Origin of the sequence: Pseudomonas sp. OF001 (assembly GCF_904426495.1) — a bacterium.
Lineage (GTDB): Bacteria > Pseudomonadota > Gammaproteobacteria > Pseudomonadales > Pseudomonadaceae > Geopseudomonas.
The window spans coordinates 20,222-37,458 of sequence record NZ_CAJGBM010000002.1; the positions used below are offsets into that span (position 1 = coordinate 20,222).

Sequence of the window (17,237 nt, forward strand, 5' to 3'; positions counted from 1 at the left end):
TGTTACTCCTGGGGCGTTGGGGTTCGGTGGAGTAGTAGGTAGCGCGGTGCGGTTAGATCGCGTCGGTGCCGGTTTCGCCGGTACGGATGCGGATGGCCTGCTCCAGGTTGACCACGAAGATCTTGCCGTCACCGATCTTGCCGGTGTTGGCCGCCTTGGTGATGGCGTCGATGACCGAGTCCAGCTGGTCGTCGGCGACGGCCACCTCGATCTTCACCTTGGGCAGGAAGTCGACGACGTATTCGGCGCCGCGATACAGCTCGGTGTGGCCCTTCTGACGGCCGAAGCCCTTGACCTCGGTGACGGTAATGCCCTGCACGCCGATTTCCGACAGCGACTCGCGCACGTCGTCGAGCTTGAACGGCTTGATGATGGCGGTGACTAGCTTCATGAAAGTTTCTCCCGTAATGGTGGACTTGCCCCAGGAACAACGAACCCATGACAAGTCTAAGCGCAGAGTCCGACGTTTGTAACAGGTGGCAGACGCCGCGCAGGCTGGATTCAACGTCGGCCGGCGGCTGCTGGCGAAGCACTCCCCTGCCTCGCCCTGCCCGACGCTCTTGCACCCGGGCACCGGCTGTACAGGCATAAGCAGAATCCTTGCCAGCTTTTCGCATTTGCTGTTTTTTCAGGGAGTTATCCCGCCACCCGGGCGCGCCAGGGGGACCGCCGCCGTTTTTTGCACCACAACAGTGCGCAACGCCCACAACGAAGGGCAAAAAACGCCCAGCGCGCCACCATTCCCACAGCGGAACGCACCATGAAAGTGCGCAGCCGGCGCGCCGCCACGCACCCCTCTGGAACGTCGCTGCCCTGCGCGCACGTCGCAGGTGCGACGACGCCTTTGCTAGACTGGCCGCTCCCGTTGATGGAAGACCGCCATGCTGCCGCCCAAAGCCGTTCTCGACCTTCTCGCCAGCCAGACCAGCCGCCTGTTCGGCGCCGACTCGCCGCTGCCGCGCCCCGAACTGGAGGCCCAGTTCAAGGCCCTGCTGCAGGGCGCCTTCGCCAGACTCGACCTGGTCGGCCGCGACGAATTCGACGCGCAGATGGCGGTACTGGCCCGCACCCGCGCGCGCCTGGAGGCCCTCGAGGCCCGGGTCGCCGAACTGGAAGCCCGCCTGGAGCCGCCGCAGCCGTAAGCGCCGCCCCGGGACACCCGATCAAGGAGCGATCATGTCCCTCGCCATCGTCCACAGCCGTGCCCAGCTCGGCATCGACGCCCCCGCCGTCAGCGTCGAGGCCCACCTGGCCAACGGCCTGCCCTCGCTGACCCTGGTCGGCCTGCCGGAAACCGCCGTGCGCGAAAGCAAGGACCGCGTGCGCAGCGCGATCCAGAGCTGCGGCTTCGACTACCCCAGCCGGCGCATCACCCTCAACCTGGCCCCCGCCGACCTGCCCAAGGACGGCGGCCGCTTCGACCTGGCCATCGCCCTCGGCATCCTCGCCGCCAGCGGCCAGTTGCCCGCCGCCAGCCTGGAAAACCTCGAGTGCCTCGGCGAGCTGGCCCTCTCCGGCGCCCTGCGCGCCGTGCGCGGCGTGCTGCCGGCGGCGCTGGCCGCCCGCGCCGCCGGGCGCGCCCTGCTGGTGCCGCGCGCCAACGCCGAGGAGGCCGCGCTGGTCTCGGGACTGACCCTGTACGCCGCCGAGCACCTGCTGGAAGTGGCCGCCCACCTGGCCGGGCACAGCCCGCTGGCGCCCTGGACCGCCCGCGGCCTGCCGCCCCCTGCACCGATACGGGGCGACATCGCCGAGGTGCAGGGCCAGCTGGCCGCCAAGCGCGCCCTGCTGGTGGCCGCCGCCGGCCGGCACAATCTCCTGCTGAGCGGAGCGCCCGGCACCGGCAAGACCCTGCTGGCCAGCCGCCTGCCCGGCCTGCTGCCGCCGCTGACCGAGGCCGAGGCGCTGGAGGTGACCGCCATCCACTCGGTGGCCGGCCTGGCGCCGCAGGGCGGCTGGCCGCAGCGGCCGTTCCGCCAGCCGCACCACAGCGCCTCCGGGCCGGCGCTGGTCGGCGGCGGCACGCGCCCCAAGCCCGGCGAGATCAGCCTGGCCCACCATGGCGTGCTGTTCCTCGACGAGCTGCCGGAGTTTCCCCGCCACGTCCTCGACGTGCTGCGCCAGCCGCTGGAGAGCGGCGAGATCGTCATCGCCCGCGCCCAGGACAAGCTGCGCTTTCCCGCACGCTTCCAGCTGGTGGCGGCGATGAACCCCTGCCCGTGCGGCTACCTCGGCGATCCCGAGCAGCGCTGCCGCTGCACCCCGGAGCAGGTGCAGCGCTACCGCGCCCGGCTGTCCGGCCCGTTGCTCGACCGCATCGACCTGCACCTGGCCGTGCGCCGCGAGCCGACCCGCCTGCACGCCAGCGGCGAGGGACCGGACAGCGCCACGCTGGCCCGGCAGGTGGCCGCCGCTCAGGCGCTCCAGTTCGAGCGCCAGGGCTGCGCCAACGCCCACCTCGACCTGCCCGGCCTGCAGGCCCACTGCGCCCTCGCCGAGGCCGACCGCCTGTGGCTGGAGGGCGCCGGCGAGCGCCTGCGCCTGTCGCTGCGCGCCCTGCACCGCGTGCTCAAGGTGGCGCGCACCCTGGCCGACCTGGAAGGCCTCGCCGACATCCGGCGCGCCCAGCTGGCCGAGGCGCTGCAGTACCGGGCGAGCGGCGAGCCCGGCTGAGGCACCCGGCATGCATATGACAAAGCTATCAGGAGAATCTAATCCTTCATAAAAAGCTATCGAGCTGGTAGGGTGGTCGGCTCCGCGGACCGCGCGGGCGCGCCGCGCCCGGGATTGGCGCTCGGCGCCGGCGCGGTCCAGTCTGTTCCGATACCCGCCCCTGGCGGCCATCCGATCACAAGGAGAGCCTGCTCCATGGAAACTTCCCCGCGCCCCGCGCGCACCCTCAACCCCCCGGTGTTCTTCGGCTCCGCCATCCTCATCTTCGCCCTGGTGCTGTTCGCCGTAACCCTGCCGCAGACCGCCCAGGCCCTGTTCGGCCAGGTGCAGAGCTGGATCGTCGGCAACGCCAGCTGGTTCTACGTGCTGGCCGTGGCGCTGATCCTGATCACCGTGGTGTTCCTCGCCGTCAGCCGCTACGGCGACATCAAGCTCGGCCCCGACCACAGCCGCCCCGACTACAGCAACACCACCTGGTTCGCCATGCTGTTCTCCGCCGGCATGGGCATCGGCCTGATGTTCTTCGGCGTCGCCGAGCCGGTGATGCACTTCGTCGCCCCGCCGGTCGGCGAGCCCAACAGCGTGCAGGCCGCCCGCGAGGCGATGAAGCTGACCTTCTTCCACTGGGGCCTGCACGCCTGGGCGATCTACGCCATAGTCGCGCTGATCCTCGCCTTCTTCTGCTACCGCCACGGCCTGCCGCTGACCCTGCGCTCGGCGCTGTATCCGCTGATCGGCGAACGCATCCACGGCCCCATCGGCCACGCGGTGGACATCTTCGCCATCCTCGGCACGGTGTTCGGCGTGGCCACCTCGCTGGGCTACGGCGTGCTGCAGATCAACAGCGGCCTCAACCACCTGTTCGGCCTGCCGGTCGGCACCGCCGTGCAGATCGGCCTGATCGTCGCGGTCACCGCGCTGGCCACTCTGTCGGTGGTCACCGGCCTGGACAAGGGCATCCGCATCCTCTCCGAGCTCAACCTCGGCCTGGCCGTGTTCCTGCTCTTGCTGGTGCTGCTGCTCGGCCCCACCGTCTACCTGCTGCAGACCTTCGTGCAGAACACCGGCAGCTACCTGTCGGAGATCGTCAGCAAGACCTTCAACCTGTACGCCTACGAGCCGACCGACTGGCTGGGCGGCTGGACCCTGCTGTACTGGGGCTGGTGGATGTCCTGGTCGCCGTTCGTCGGCATGTTCATCGCCCGCGTCTCGCGCGGGCGGACCATCCGCCAGTTCGTCTGCGGCGTGCTGTTCGTCCCCGCCGGCTTCACCCTGCTGTGGATGACCGTGTTCGGCAACGGCGCCATCCACATGATCATGCAGCAGGGCCTGACCAGCCTGGCCGCGACGGTCGACCAGGACAGCTCGCTGGCGCTGTTCGCCTTCCTCGAGCAGTTCCCCTTCGCCTCCGTGCTGTCGACGGTGGCGGTGCTGATGGTGGTGGTGTTCTTCGTCACCTCGGCCGACTCCGGCGCGCTGGTGGTCGACATGCTGGCCTCCGGCGGCAACCCGCACACCCCGCTGTGGCAGCGGATCTTCTGGGCCGGCTCGACCGGCGTGGTGGCCATCGCCCTGCTGCTGGCCGACGGCCTCAGCGCCCTGCAGACCGCCACCATCGCCAGCGCGCTGCCGTTCTCGATCATCCTGCTGGCCTCGATGTGGGGTCTGCTCAAGGCCCTGCACCTGGACTCGACCAAGCGCGTGCTGCGCCAGCAGACTCCCAGCCACGGCCGCCACGCGCAGATCCACGGCGGCTGGCAGCGGCGCCTGCGCAACCTGGTGATGTTCCCGCGCCGCGCCCACGTCAACCGCTTCCTCGACGAGGTGGTGCAGCCGGCCTGCCTGGCGGTGGCCGAGGAGCTGCGCAAGCAGGGCCTGACCGGCGAAGTGCAGAGCGGCGACGACCACCGCGTGCGCCTGGAGGTGCGCCACGGCACCGAGGTCGACTTCGTCTACGAGGTGCATCCGCGCGCCTACGTGCAGCCGAGCTTCGTGATGCTCGAGGGCGACGAGGAGCGCAAGTACTTCCGCGCCGAGGTGCACCTGCAGGAGGGCGGCCAGGACTACGACGTGATGGGCTGGTCGCGCGACGAGGTGATCGACGACATCCTCGACCAGTACGAGCGGCACATGCACTTTTTGCACGTGGTGCGCTGAGGGGCGCGCCAGCCCCCCGGTCGCCGCCCCGTTCGGCGCACCGGGGCGGCCTGCTAGAATGCCGCCTTCCCCCCGCAGCCAGACACCCCTGCCCGCATGTCCCGACTCAATCCCCGCCAGCAGGAAGCCGTCCACTACATCAGCGGCCCGCTCCTGGTGCTGGCCGGCGCCGGCTCCGGCAAGACCAGCGTGATCACCCGCAAGATCGCCTACCTGATCCAGCAGTGCGGCATCGCCGCCCGGCACATCGTCGCGGTGACCTTCACCAACAAGGCGGCGCGGGAGATGAAGGAGCGCGTCGGCCACCTGCTGCGCGGCCGCGAGGGCGCCGGCCTGACGGTGTCGACCTTCCACAACCTCGGCCTCAACATCATCCGCAAGGAGCACGCCCACCTGGGCTACAAGCCGGGCTTCTCGATCTTCGACGAGAGCGACGTCAAGGCGCTGCTCGCCGACATCATGCAGAAGGAGTACCAGGGCGACGACGGCGTCGACGAGATCAAGAACCTGATCGGCGCCTGGAAGAACGACCTGATCCTCCCCGAGGAGGCGCTGGCCAAGGCGCGCAACCCGCGCGAGCAGACCGCCGCGATCGTCTACCTGCACTACCAGCGCACCCTCAAGGCCTATAACGCGGTCGACTTCGACGACCTGATCCTGCTGCCGGTCAAGCTGTTCCAGGAGCACCCCGAGGTGCTGCAGAAGTGGCGCAACCGGGTGCGCTACATGCTGGTCGACGAATACCAGGACACCAACGCCAGCCAGTACCTGCTGGTCAAGCTGCTGGTCGCCGAGCGCGCGCAGTTCACCGTGGTCGGCGACGACGACCAGTCGATCTACGCCTGGCGCGGCGCACGGCCGGAGAACCTGATGCAGCTCAAGGAGGACTTCCCCAGCCTCAAGGTGGTGATGCTCGAGCAGAACTACCGCTCGACCAGCCGCATCCTCAAGTGCGCCAACGTGCTGATCGCCAACAACCCGCACGTGTTCGAGAAGCAGCTGTGGAGCGAGATGGGCCACGGCGACGAAATCCGCGTGATCCGCTGCAGGAACGAGGAGGCCGAGTGCGAGCGCATCGCCATGGAGATCCTCACCGAGCACCTGCGCACCCAGCGCCCGTACAGCGACTTCGCCATCCTCTACCGCGGCAACTACCAGGCCAAGCTGATGGAGCTGAAGCTGCAGCACCACCAGATCCCCTACCGGCTGTCCGGCGGCACCAGCTTCTTCGCCCGCCAGGAGGTGAAGGACCTGATGAGCTACTTCCGCCTGTTGGTCAACCCGGACGACGACAACGCCTTCCTGCGCGTCATCAACGTGCCGCGCCGCGAGATCGGCTCGGCCACCTTGGAGAAGCTCGGCAACTACGCCACCGCGCGCAAGATCAGCATGTACGAGGCCAGCGACGAGATCGGCCTGCGCGAGCACCTCGACGCCCGCTACTGCGAGCGCCTGGCGCGCTTCAAGCACTTCCTCGACCGGGTGCGCCGCCAGTGCGCCCAGGACGACCCGATCGCCGCCCTGCGCGGGATGATCGCCGACATCGACTACGAGAACTGGCTGCGCGAGAACAGCTCCACCGACAAGGCCGCCGAGTACCGGATGAGCAACGTCTGGTTCCTCCTCGAGGCGCTGAAGAACACCCTGGAGAAGGACGAGGACGGCGACATGACCATCGAGCAGGCCATCGCCAAGCTGGTGCTGCGCGACATGCTCGAACGCCAGCAGGAGGAGGAGGACGGCGCCGAGGGCGTGCAGATGATGACCCTGCACGCCTCCAAGGGCCTGGAATTCCCCTCGGTGTTCATCATGGGCATGGAGGAGGAGATCCTCCCGCACCGCTCCAGCATCGAGGCCGATACCGTCGAGGAGGAGCGCCGCCTGGCCTACGTCGGCATCACCCGGGCGAAGAAGAACCTCGCCATCACCTTCGCCGCCAAGCGCAAGCAGTACGGCGAGGTGATCGACTGCCTGCCGAGCCGCTTCCTCGACGAACTGCCGCCGGAAGACCTGGTCTGGGAAGGCCAGGAGGATGCGCCGGTGGAGGTCAAGGCCAAGCGCGGCAACAGTGCGCTGGCGGATATACGGGCGCTGCTCAAGCGCTGAGCATCAGGCGGCCGGGTCACCCTCGGCAGCCTCGACATCCGGGGCAGCGAACCAATCCCGCCGGCCGCACCCCGCTCCTGAGCGGGAGCCGGCCCTCGCCGGCCTGCCGCCGGATGCTTTCCGGCCCGGAGCCGCGCCTCATGCTTGCGCCCACTGGCCGCCGCGCGCCACAAGTGGTACGAAGGCATCAGCAACCACTCCGACAAACCACCCGCGAAAAAGGAAGGCCGCATGTTTCAATGGAGCCCGCGCTTCGCCATCGGCGAAGACACCGTCGACCGGGAGCATGAGCAGCTGTTCGTCATGCTCGACAAGATCGCCCGCGACATCGCTTCCGGCAACGAGAACGATCAGGAGCTGGATGCCGCCCTGGACGCCCTCCTCGACTACGCCAACAAGCATTTCGCCGACGAGGAGGAGATCATGCTGCAGCACAAGGTCGATCCCCGGCACATCAAGATGCAGCAGATGGCGCACAAGTCGTTCTTCTACGATCTCGGCAAGATCCGCAGCCGCCCCGTCGACCTCGGCATCTCCCAGCACTTCGACCGGCTGGTCAGCTTCGTGACCTCCTGGCTGGTGTTCCACACCCTGCGCACCGACCAGGAACTCGGCGTCCAGCTGCGCGAGATCAAGGCGGGGCGCAGTCCCGAAGAGGCCTACGCAATCGCCGAGAACACCAACTTCAACGCCAACATCTACCGCCCGGTGGTCGAGGCGCTGGTCCACCTGTGGACCGACGCCACCGAGCGGGTGGCCTATCTGGAACAGGTCCTGGAGAACAACGGCCTCTCGGCCTGAGCGGCGCCCCGCGCGCGCTCCGCTCGGCCGGTGGACCCGGCCGCGCCAGGCAGGCCGCGCCGCGGCTGTGTAACAGGATGTGTTTCACCGCCCCGACGCCTTGCCGGACGGGGGCGTGCATGCCTGCCGACAACCGTGCAGATCCCCAGGACATCGCTACACTTCAGTGCAGGATCGGCCCATTCGAGACAGAACGCCCGATGCCCGCAGCAGCGCCAGCCGCCCGCCCCGGATGGCTGGCCATTTGCAGGCGGGCTGTGTAGGGTGAAAAACGGGTGTCCGCACTGCAGGTTGCAGGCGGACAGGTTTCTTGTGTTGGTCGGGCCGCCACACAGCCGCAGAGCATGAGCAACCATGACCCCGACCCCTTCCCGCAAGGCGCTGCCGGCTGCGCAGCGTATCGCCGACAAGGCCTTCAACGCCCTCGAGCACTTCCTGCACATCGAAGCCGTCAGCGGCATCGTCCTGCTGCTGGCCGCCGCCATCGCCCTGGCCTGGGCCAACTCGCCGGCCGCCGACAGCTACGCGCACCTCTGGCACCTGCCGCTGGGCTTCAGCCTGGGCGACTTCAGCGTTTCCCACTCGCTGCACTTCTGGATCAACGACGCGCTGATGACCGTGTTCTTCCTGGTGGTCGGCATGGAGATCCGCCGCGAGATCCACGACGGCGCCCTCGCCGACCTGCGCCAGGCCGCGCTGCCGCTGGGCGCGGCGCTCGGCGGCGTGGTCGCGCCGGCGCTCATCTACCTGGCCATCGCCGGCGGCGAGGGCCTGCGCCAGGGCTGGGCGGTGCCCACCGCCACCGACATCGCCTTCGCCGTCGGCGTGCTGGCCCTGCTCGGCAAGTCGATCCCCGGCTGCGTGCGCATCTTCCTGCTCGCCCTGGCGATCATCGACGACGTCATCGCCGTGCTGATCATCGCCCTGTTCTACTCGGGCGGTCTCGACCCGAACGGCTTCCTGATCGCCGGCGCCGGCCTGCTGCTGGTGCTCGGCTTCCAGGCCATCGGCATCGGCTCGGCCTGGGCCTACGTGCTGCCCGGCGCCCTGCTGTGGTTCGGCCTGCTGCACACCGGCGCGCACCCGACCCTGGCCGGCGTGGTGCTCGGCCTGCTGACCCCGGTGCTGCCGACGCGTGGCGAGGCTCCGCTGGACTCCGCCAGCCGCGCCCTGGAGGAATTCGCCGAGCGCGCGCGCAACGGCGAGAGCGATGCCCAGCAACTGATGCAGCCGGTCCGGCGGCTGCGCTACGCCCAGCGCGAGCTGCTGCCGCCGGTGGTGCGCGTGCAGCTGGCCCTGCATCCCTGGGTGGCCTACGGCATCATGCCGCTGTTCGCCCTCGCCAACGCCGGGGTGAACCTGGACGGCATCGACCTGAACGGTGGCGGTGCCACGGCGGTGATGCTCGGCGTCGCCCTCGCCCTGGTGGTCGGCAAGCCGCTCGGCATCCTGCTGAGCAGCTGGCTGCTGGTCCGCCTGGGCTGGTGCCGCCTGCCGGCGGGCATGAACTGGTCGTGGCTGGGGCTGATCGGCGTGCTGGCCGGCATCGGCTTCACCATGTCGATCTTCATCGCCACCCTGGCCTTCGCCGACGCCAGCCTGCTCGGCGCCGCCAAGCTGGGCGTGCTGATCGCCTCGGCGCTGGCCGCCTGTCTGGGCCTGACCCTGGGCGGCCTGCTGGTGCGGCGCGCCCGCGCCGCCAGGGCCGGCGCCAGCCGGGGCGACGACAGCTCCGCGCAGGCGCTGTCGAGCTGACCGCCGCTCAGCCGTGGCGGTTGCGGCTGGCCTGGACGATGCGCGCAGCAGGCACGCGCAGCTGCTGCATCAGGTAGGCGGCGAACTCCGGCGCGTAGCCCTGGCGGGCGACCGCCTGGGCCATGCAGTCCAGCCAGGCCTCGGCGAGCGCCTCGCCGATCGGCCACTGGGCGTGGAAGGCGGGGATCACGATCGGACCGTACTTCTCGGCGAACAGCTTCGGCCCGCCCAGCCAGCCGCTGAGAAAGCAGGTCAGCTTGTCGCGCGAGGCCTCCAGGCTCTCCGGATGCAGGCGGCGCAGCTCGGCCGCGGCCGGCGACTCGTCCATGATCCGGTAGAAGTCGTCGACCAGGCGGCGCAGGCCGTCGATGCCGCCGGCGGCCTGGTAGGAGGCGTCGCCGACGCCGTAGGTGGGAGTGCTGCTCATCGGGCGTCCTCGGCTGCGGGGAAAGAGCGCATTCTAGCCTTTCGTCGCTCCTCGCCGGGCAGGGGGCCGCTGCGGTTAGAATGCGCGCCCCTCACCTGCGACCACCATCCGCCATGCACGCCGACGCCATCGCCACCCTGCAGCAGCAGCTCCTGACCGCCCTGGACACCGTGCCCGCCGAGGCGCGCCGCCTGTTCCACGGCCGCGGCCGGCGCTGGCCGGGACTCGAGCACGTCACCGTCGACTGGCTGCAGGGCGTGCTGCTGGTGTCGCTGTTCCGCGAGCCGGAGACAGACGGACTGCAGGCGCTGACCGCGATGCTGCTGGAGCTGGCCGGCAGCGCCGCCTGGCGGCACAGCGGCGCGCACCACCTGCTGCTGCAGCACCGCTACCTGGCCGACAGCCGCATGGACTGGCTGCTCGGCGCGGAACTGGAGGAATGGCTGATCGACGAGGACGGCCTGCGCTACAAGCTCGACCTCGGCCGCAAGCAGAACAACGGCCTGTTCCTCGACATGCGCTACGGCCGGCGCTGGGTGCGCGAGCAGGCCGCCGGCCAGCGCGTGCTCAACCTGTTCGCCTACACCTGCGGCTTCTCTGTTGCGGCCATCGCCGGCGGCGCCGCCCAGGTGGTCAACCTCGACATGGCCAGGGCCGCGCTCAGCCGCGGGCGCGACAACCACCGCCTCAATGGCCACGACCTGGCGCAGGTCGAGTTCCTCGGCCACGAGCTGTTCAAGTCGTGGGGCAAGGTGCGCAGGTACGGACCCTACGACCTGATCATCATCGATCCGCCGTCGTTCCAGAAGGGCAGCTTCGCCCTGACCAGCGACTACCGCAAGATCCTCCGCCGCCTGCCCGAGCTGCTCAGCGAAGGAGGCACGGTGCTGGCCTGCGTCAACGACCCCGGCATCGGCCCCGACTTCCTGATCGAGGGCATGGCCGCCGAGGCGCCGCAGCTGCACTTCGTCGAGCGCCTCGCCAACCCGCCGGAGTTCGCCGACATCCATCCCGACAGCGGCCTCAAGGCGCTGGTGTTCCGCACGGCCTAGGCCGCCGCCAGCGACGAACCCCGTGACGGGCACGGGGTTCGCCGGCGCCGGCGGCGCCGCGGCTAGACGATGAAGTCCGTGGCGGTGAGCACCTGATGGCCGACCAGGGCCACCTGGAAGTCGCTGCCCGGATTGGCGTTCACGTTGCCGTCGATCACCGTGTACTCCTGCCCGCCGATGGTCTCGTAGTGATAGGTCAACTGCCCCGGGCCGGTGAGCGCGGCGCCGGCCGTGGCATTGAACGCGAACGCCTGGTTGCCCCAACTGCCGGTGTTGGCATCGATGGTCGAGAAGTCCAGCTTGTCGACGCCGCTCTGGAAGTCGGTGATGACGTCCCGCGCGGCCGCTCCCACGCCCGACTCGCCGATGGCGTTGAAGTCGAAGCGGTCGACGCCCGCCCCGCCGCTCAGCACGTCGGCGCCGGCCCCGCCGGTCAACGTGTCGTTGCCGCCGCCGCCGCTCAGCCGGTTGCCGGCGGCACTGCCGGTGATGCTGTCGTTGCCGGAGCCGCCGATGAAGCTCTCGATGCTGCTCAGCGTGTCGCTCAGCGCCGTCGTGCTGCCCGTGCCGCCCACCACCACGCCGAACGCGCCGAGGTTCACGCTCAGGTCGGCGGTGGCCGCCGAATAGTCGACGGTATCGACGCCCACGCCGCCCTGGATGTCGTCGCGGGCATTGTCGCCGTGCAGCACGAAGGTGTCGTTGCCGCCATTGCCGAGCAGCTGGTTGGCGCCGACGGCGTCGCCGATCAGGTTGTCGCCGCTGCTGCCGCGCACGTTCTCGATGCCGGACAGCGTGTCGCTGCCGGTCTCGGCACTGAAGGCCGTGCCGGCGCCGAGGTCGACGCTGGCCGCCGCCGTGGTCGCCGACAGGTCGTAGGTGTCGATGCCGGCGCCGCCCAGGTAGGCATCGTCGCCGTCGCCGACGCTCGCCCGCAGCGTGTCGTTGCCCGTGCCGCCGTCCACGGTGTCGTTGCCGGCGCCGCCGGTGAGGGTGTCGTTGCCGCCCAGCCCCAGCAGGATGTCGTTGCCCGCGCTGCCGGACTTGACGTTGCCAGTGTCGGTCCCGGTGATGAAGGCGGTTTCCGCGGAGACGAAGCTGTAGCTGCCGAAGGGATCGGCATAGCTGGAGGTCACCCGCACGCTGGTATTGCTCTGGTTGCTCAACGTGGCCCCCGTGGCGCCGGCGATGTTCACCCAGTTGCCGTTGACCAGCCGCTGCCACTGGTAGCGGACGAAGCCGCTCATGCCGTCCGGATCGGCCAGGGTATTGCTGGCCGTGAGGCTCGCCGACGCGTTGCCGCTGGTGTAGCTGGCGATGTGCAGCGCCCCGCTGGCGGCCTCGTTGACGTTCTGCACGGTCACCGCCAGAGCCTGGGCATCCACGGCGATGCCGTCGCTGACCTGGACGATCAGCTCGTAGACGTTGTTGCCGTCGGCATCCGCCGGCGCCTCGAAGTCGGGCGCGGCCACGAAGCTCAGCACGCCGGTCGCGGCGTCGATGGCGAAGCGCGCCGCATCGGCCCCGCCGCCGATGGAGTAGGTCAGCACGCTGCCGGCATCGGCGTCGGTCGCCGTGACCGTGGTCAGCGCCGTGGCGTTCTCGGCCACGCTCAGCGCCGCCGTCTCGCCGCCGCCGTCCGAGGTGATCTGCGGCGCGCTGTTGAGCAGCTGGGCCTGGCCCACGGTGGCATCGGCGAAGCGGAAGTTCTCCACGCCGACCACCAGGTCCGTGCCGTCGCGGCCGGCCAGCGTGTCGCTGATCCGGAAGGCCGTGATGGTGGCGGGGCCGGACGCGGCGACCACCGTGCGGGTGGCGAGGTCGAAGAAGATCCGCTCCACGCTGTAGTCGGCGCGGTTGCCGGCGAACACCGCGGTGTCGGCCGCGCCGGCCGTGCCGCCGTCGCCCACCGTGACGCTGTCGGCGAGATCGCTGCCCGCCACGCCGTTGCGCCACAGCCGCGCGACCTGGCTGCCACCCAGCTCGAGGTCCTTGAAGGTGGCCGACTTGAGCATCTCGGTGAAGTGCTTGTCGAAGCCGGGGCCGGCGGCGTCGAGCAGGCCGTTGTTCTGGATGAAGCCGTCGGCCCGGTGGCTGGCGCCATCGACGTAGTGATCGTAGCCGCCGGCGTAGGTACCGATCAGGCTGTCCAGGCGGATGCCATCGCCGATCAGCAGGTCGTTGCCGCTGCCGCCGGTCAGCTGGTCGTCGCCGCTGCCGCCGATCAGCCAGTTGCCGTTGGCGTCGCCGAGGATGCGGTCGTTGCCCTGGCTGGCGATCACCCCCTCGATGCCCACCCAGGCCGGGAAGGGCGTGGTGCCGTCGATGGCGGCGATCGGGTTCTGCTGGGTCGAGAAGTCCACGCTGACGCCCTGCGGCGACCAGGCGTGGTCGCTGAAGTCGATCAGGTCGAAGCCGACGCCCTTGCCGTCGTTGCCGCGGTCGCTCTTGCCGTCGCCGCCCAGCACCTCGTCCGGGCCGCCGCCCATGGCCTGGGAGAAGGGTCCGGGACGCAGGATGTCGTCGCCGTCGAGACCGGCCGAGATGTCCTGGTCGTCGCCGCCGATGATCAGGTCGTCGCCGCCGTCGCCCCACAACAGGTCGCCGCCGATGCCGCCGTCGATGATGTCGTTGCCGTCGCCGCCATGGGTGAAGGCGTCGGTGTCGCCCTCGCCGAAGATGAAGTCGTCGCCCGCCTCGCCGGACAGCTTGTCGATGCCCACCCCGCTGTGCAGGATGTCGTTGCCCTCGCCGCCGATCACCTGGTCGACGCCGGCCGCGGCGACCGCGGTCTGTTCGCCGCTCACATAGTCGTCGCCGGCGCCGCCATCGAGCAGGTCGCCGCCGTCGCCGCCGAGGATGCGGTCGTCGCCGTCGCCGCCGTAGATGCGGTCGATGCCGTTGCCGCCGTAGAGGATGTCGTTGCCGCCTTCGCCGTAGACGGTGTCGTCGCCGCCCCAGGCGTAGATCAGGTCGGCGTTGTCGCTGCCGACTATCACCTCGTGCGCCTCGGCGCCGCTGTTGGGCGTGCCGTCGAGGTTGAGGCCGCCGTTGATGGCGGTGGTGCCCGAGGTGGCCGCACTGTCCTCGACGCGCAGGTCGCGGACGTACTGCACGCCGTTGACGCTGACGATGGCGCCGTTGCCGGTGGTGGCGCTGCCCTTGGTGGAATAGATGCCCAGCGTCGGGTTGGCCGCCAGCACGTCACCGTACTTGTGCTCGGTCCTGGCGTTGGCCGCCGCCGTTTCCGACAGGTCGTAGTACTTGTCGGCGTAGGCGAACACGCTGCCGTTGAGGTGCTCGAGGCCGGTGTTGCGCTCGACGATGTCCTTGAACTGCTCGTTGACGATGCCTTCGCCCATCTGCAGCTGGTCGAGGCGGTACAGGTAGTAGAAGCGGTCGCCGTTCATCAGCCGGCTGATCTGGTCGGCGAACACCGTGTCGAAGGTCTCGCCGAGCAGGCCGCCGGTGACGTGCACCTCGGCCAGGCCGCCCAGCCAGGTGTCGATGTGCCGGAAGCCGTCGACGCCGTAGAGCGAAGCGTCGGTGTTCTGCAGGAAGTCCAGCGCCTGCTGGTAGGTGTAGCCCAGGGCGGCGGCGTCGCCCTCGGCGATGCTGCCGTTCTCCAGGCCGATCAGCGCCGCGGCGCGCTCGAGGTTGCCGTCGAACGAGTAGGCGGCGATGAAGTTCACCAGGTTGTCCGGGTGGATCATGTTGGCGCCGAAGTCGGCCCAGCTGGCGTACTCGCTGAGGCCGATGGCCTTGCGGAACTCGTTGAGGGTGGGGATGCCGAGGTCGCGACCGCGGGCGATGTTGATCGCCGCCAGGTCCAGCGGCATGCCCAGCAGGCCCTGGTTGAGCGCCGGGGTGACGAACTCGTCGATCTCGTTGGCCTGCTGGTGGGTCATGCCCAGGGCGATGGCGGCCGCGCCCTTCTGCGCGAACAGCTCGGGGGTGAGGAAGGCGTGCTCCAGGGCGACGCGCATCACCGCGCCGGTGATGTCGCCGTCGGGATCGATCAGGTCGATCGACTCGCGCAGCGTGCTGTGGCCGAAGCGGTAGGCCACCTGGGCGAAGTCCAGGCTGACGTCGCCTTGCTCGCCGCTGTTGTAGCCGACGAACTCGGCGATGTTGGGGGTGATGGTGCGGGCGAACTGGTCCACCGCGGTGTGCTGGTATTCCATCTCGACGGTGATCTTGGCGGCGTGGAACAGCCTGGCCTCGTCCCAGGCGATGGAGCCGTCGGCGTTGAGGTAGTTGCCGCTGGCGTCCTGGCTGGCGGTGGCCACCTGCCATTCGTGGAGCAGGTCGTGGTCGTAGGTGCCGTGCTGGTCGAGCCGCTCCTGGCGCAGGTCCTCGGCCGTGACGGCCGCCTGGATGTTGCGCACCTGGAAGTTGTGCTCCTCGTGCCAGACGTGGTGGACCGCGGTCAGGCCGATGTTCTCGTTCACCCGGCCGTCGCCGGCGATGTAGTGGTCGCCCACCGCGGCCAGCAGCAGGTCGCCGACCGCGGCACGCACTGCCGGGTCGATGGCGATCACCCCGGGACCGGCCTGCATGCTGGTCTTGATGCTGAAGTCGGCGAAGTTCACCCACAGGGCCAGCGCGCTGGCGCCGGTCAGGGTCATGGCCGGCGAGCCCGGACCCATGGCGCCGGTGGGCAGCTTGAGTTCGAGATAGCCGTCGTTGGCCCCGGCGCCGTCGACGTAGGCGAAGTCGTAGCCGGCGCCCAGCGCCTGGGCCGCGGCCTTGAGGGTGGCGATGCCGGCGGCGAAATCGGCGGCCGCGTCCGGGTTCAGCGGGTTCTCGAAATGCGCTTCGTCGAAGCGCGGGTTCATGTCGAGGATCAGCGCCTGGCCGGAATTGCCCGCCTCCGCGCCGGTCGCCACGTGCCCTGCCGCGTCGCGGTTGCGCAGGTTGGCCACGTCCTCCCAGCTCAGGTCGTCGCGGCCGGTGGCGATCAGGTGCGCGCGCAGTTCGTTCAGCGTGGGCAGGGTGGCATGGGTCGTCTCGCCGAAGGCGTTCTGCCAGGCCGCCGAGGTGTTGCCGTCCAGCATGTGGGCACCGGCGTGGTAGCTCGCGCCGTTGTCGGTGGACACCCACTCGCGCAGCAGGTCGGTCACTTGCTGGCTGGAGCCGTAGGTCTGGCTCTGGTCGATGTAGGGCGAGGTGTGGTTGACCCACTGCGGCGTGCCGTCGGCGGTGAAGCCGCTGACGTCGGCACGGGTGATGACGATCTTGCTGGCCGGCTGGCCGGTGGTGGGATCGATGACGCCGTACAGCGGATCGTCCGGCGCCAGGTTGATGGTGATCCGGGTGCCGTCGCCGCCCTTGCCGACGAAGTCGAGGCCGTGGTCGAAGAACTGGCCGAACAGCACGAACCAGCCGTTGACCGGCGCCATGCCGGGGTTCTGCGCGCCGACGAAGAATTCGTTGCTGGCCGAACCGTCCTCGTTGACCGGGCGCTGGGCGTCCTGCTGGCCGAGCGCCTCGAGCAGGCCGTAGTCGGCGACCTGGGTGAAGCCGTTGGCGTCCTTGACCAGGTGGCTGCCGCCGGGCTCGGTCTGGAAGGTCACGCCAGCCGTGGTGGTCAGCTGGCTGATCATGCGCGGCGTGTAGTCGACGACGTTCTGCACCGGCGAGGCCTCGTCGACGTCCGGGGTGGACAGGTCGTCGCCGCGCTTGGTGTAGTCCGCCGCGGCCGGGTTCGGACTGGTGGCGAACTTCAGCGCGTAGAAGGCATTCGGATCGCCGGCATCCAGCGGCCTGACGTACTGGTCGTACACCACCTGGGTGCGCTGCAGGAAAGGCTGGTCGACCGCGCCCCAGGTGGCGTTCACCAGGTACAGGTTGTTGTTCAGACCGGACGGATCGCGCAGGCCCTGGGCGGCGGTCACCGCGGCATAGGACTGGCCGTAGGCGGCGATGTTGGCCGCCGGGCTGCCCAGATCCTGATAGGCAACCCCCTTGGCGTTGTACACGGTGCCGGTTCCGTCCCAGTTGATGACGGCATTGCCAGCGGCATCGTACAGGGGGCGGAAGTTGATCTGGTCCCGCATGAAGTTCAGATCGGAAATATTGAAGCGGAAAGGTTTGAGAACATAACTGGTGGCCATGATGTTTTCCCCTGGCGATTGAATCCCATAACTTCGGATCCGCCTCCGCGAGTCCGGAGTTATTCCTTGCCGGCGAACTTCACCATGTATATCCACGCCGGACTTTCGCTGCGCAAAGAGCGACTTCCCCTCCCGCCCGGACAATCGCGA

The 17,237-nt window shown here is 69.4% G+C and carries 10 protein-coding genes; 7 read left to right on the forward strand and 3 right to left on the reverse strand.

From position 1 onward, the window contains the following. Window positions 1–52 precede the first annotated feature (52 nt). Window positions 53–391, reverse strand: a complete 339-nt coding sequence (gene glnK, locus RA210_RS02455) for a P-II family nitrogen regulator (RefSeq protein ID WP_136491710.1) — start codon at window positions 389–391, stop codon at window positions 53–55. A 490-nt stretch (window positions 392–881) separates the two neighbouring features. Between glnK and RA210_RS02460 the strand changes: the two genes are divergently transcribed. The 6 genes from RA210_RS02460 (at window position 882) to nhaA (ending at window position 9,492) form a co-directional block, all read left to right on the forward strand. Continuing rightward, a complete protein-coding gene (locus RA210_RS02460; protein WP_136491709.1) occupies window positions 882–1,142 on the forward strand; it encodes an accessory factor UbiK family protein in 261 nt (86 codons plus the stop codon). 34 nt (window positions 1,143–1,176) lie between these two features. After that, window positions 1,177–2,673, forward strand: a complete 1,497-nt coding sequence (locus tag RA210_RS02465; RefSeq protein WP_201485288.1) for a YifB family Mg chelatase-like AAA ATPase — start codon at window positions 1,177–1,179, stop codon at window positions 2,671–2,673. Window positions 2,674–2,868: 195 nt separating this feature from the next. Next, window positions 2,869–4,830: a BCCT family transporter gene (locus RA210_RS02470; RefSeq protein ID WP_136491557.1), complete on the forward strand. Its 1,962-nt coding sequence runs from the start codon at window positions 2,869–2,871 to the stop codon at window positions 4,828–4,830. A gap of 96 nt (window positions 4,831–4,926) precedes the next feature. Then, the gene (gene rep / locus RA210_RS02475) at window positions 4,927–6,936 is read left to right on the forward strand and encodes a DNA helicase Rep (RefSeq protein ID WP_201485289.1); all 2,010 of its coding nucleotides are present in this window, start codon (window positions 4,927–4,929) and stop codon (window positions 6,934–6,936) included. Window positions 6,937–7,167: 231 nt separating this feature from the next. After that, complete coding sequence (locus tag RA210_RS02480) at window positions 7,168–7,737, forward strand: bacteriohemerythrin (RefSeq protein ID WP_201485290.1); 570 nt, start codon at window positions 7,168–7,170, stop codon at window positions 7,735–7,737. Between the two features lie 354 nt (window positions 7,738–8,091). Then, window positions 8,092–9,492 (forward strand): Na+/H+ antiporter NhaA, encoded by a 1,401-nt coding sequence (gene nhaA, locus RA210_RS02485; protein ID WP_201485291.1) that lies wholly within the window; start codon window positions 8,092–8,094, stop codon window positions 9,490–9,492. Window positions 9,493–9,499: 7 nt separating this feature from the next. On the opposite strand, the gene RA210_RS02490 is transcribed toward nhaA, so the two are convergent. Beyond that, window positions 9,500–9,919, reverse strand: coding sequence for a group II truncated hemoglobin (locus tag RA210_RS02490; RefSeq protein ID WP_201485292.1), 420 nt, complete (start codon window positions 9,917–9,919; stop codon window positions 9,500–9,502). Between the two features lie 113 nt (window positions 9,920–10,032). Between RA210_RS02490 and RA210_RS02495 the strand changes: the two genes are divergently transcribed. Then, window positions 10,033–10,971 carry a class I SAM-dependent methyltransferase gene (locus tag RA210_RS02495; RefSeq protein WP_201485339.1) on the forward strand — a complete coding sequence of 313 codons (939 nt, stop codon included), beginning with the start codon at window positions 10,033–10,035 and terminating at the stop codon, window positions 10,969–10,971. A gap of 62 nt (window positions 10,972–11,033) precedes the next feature. On the opposite strand, the gene RA210_RS22050 is transcribed toward RA210_RS02495, so the two are convergent. Continuing rightward, window positions 11,034–17,087 carry a peroxidase family protein gene (locus tag RA210_RS22050; protein ID WP_201485293.1) on the reverse strand — a complete coding sequence of 2,018 codons (6,054 nt, stop codon included), beginning with the start codon at window positions 17,085–17,087 and terminating at the stop codon, window positions 11,034–11,036. Window positions 17,088–17,237 lie beyond the last annotated feature (150 nt).

Excerpts from the sequence above, each read along its gene's own strand:
- rep (WP_201485289.1), top strand. The coding sequence starts at position 4,927 with ATGTCCCGACTCAATCCCCGCCAGCAGGAAGCCGTCCACTACATCAGC.
- RA210_RS02460 (WP_136491709.1), top strand. The coding sequence starts at position 882 with ATGCTGCCGCCCAAAGCCGTTCTCGACCTTCTCGCCAGCCAGACCAGC.
- RA210_RS02465 (WP_201485288.1), top strand. The coding sequence starts at position 1,177 with ATGTCCCTCGCCATCGTCCACAGCCGTGCCCAGCTCGGCATCGACGCC.
- glnK (WP_136491710.1), bottom strand. The coding sequence starts at position 391 with ATGAAGCTAGTCACCGCCATCATCAAGCCGTTCAAGCTCGACGACGTG.
- RA210_RS02470 (WP_136491557.1), top strand. The coding sequence starts at position 2,869 with ATGGAAACTTCCCCGCGCCCCGCGCGCACCCTCAACCCCCCGGTGTTC.
- RA210_RS02495 (WP_201485339.1), top strand. The coding sequence starts at position 10,033 with ATGCACGCCGACGCCATCGCCACCCTGCAGCAGCAGCTCCTGACCGCC.
- nhaA (WP_201485291.1), top strand. The coding sequence starts at position 8,092 with ATGACCCCGACCCCTTCCCGCAAGGCGCTGCCGGCTGCGCAGCGTATC.
- RA210_RS22050 (WP_201485293.1), bottom strand. The coding sequence starts at position 17,087 with ATGGCCACCAGTTATGTTCTCAAACCTTTCCGCTTCAATATTTCCGAT.
- RA210_RS02490 (WP_201485292.1), bottom strand. The coding sequence starts at position 9,919 with ATGAGCAGCACTCCCACCTACGGCGTCGGCGACGCCTCCTACCAGGCC.
- RA210_RS02480 (WP_201485290.1), top strand. The coding sequence starts at position 7,168 with ATGTTTCAATGGAGCCCGCGCTTCGCCATCGGCGAAGACACCGTCGAC.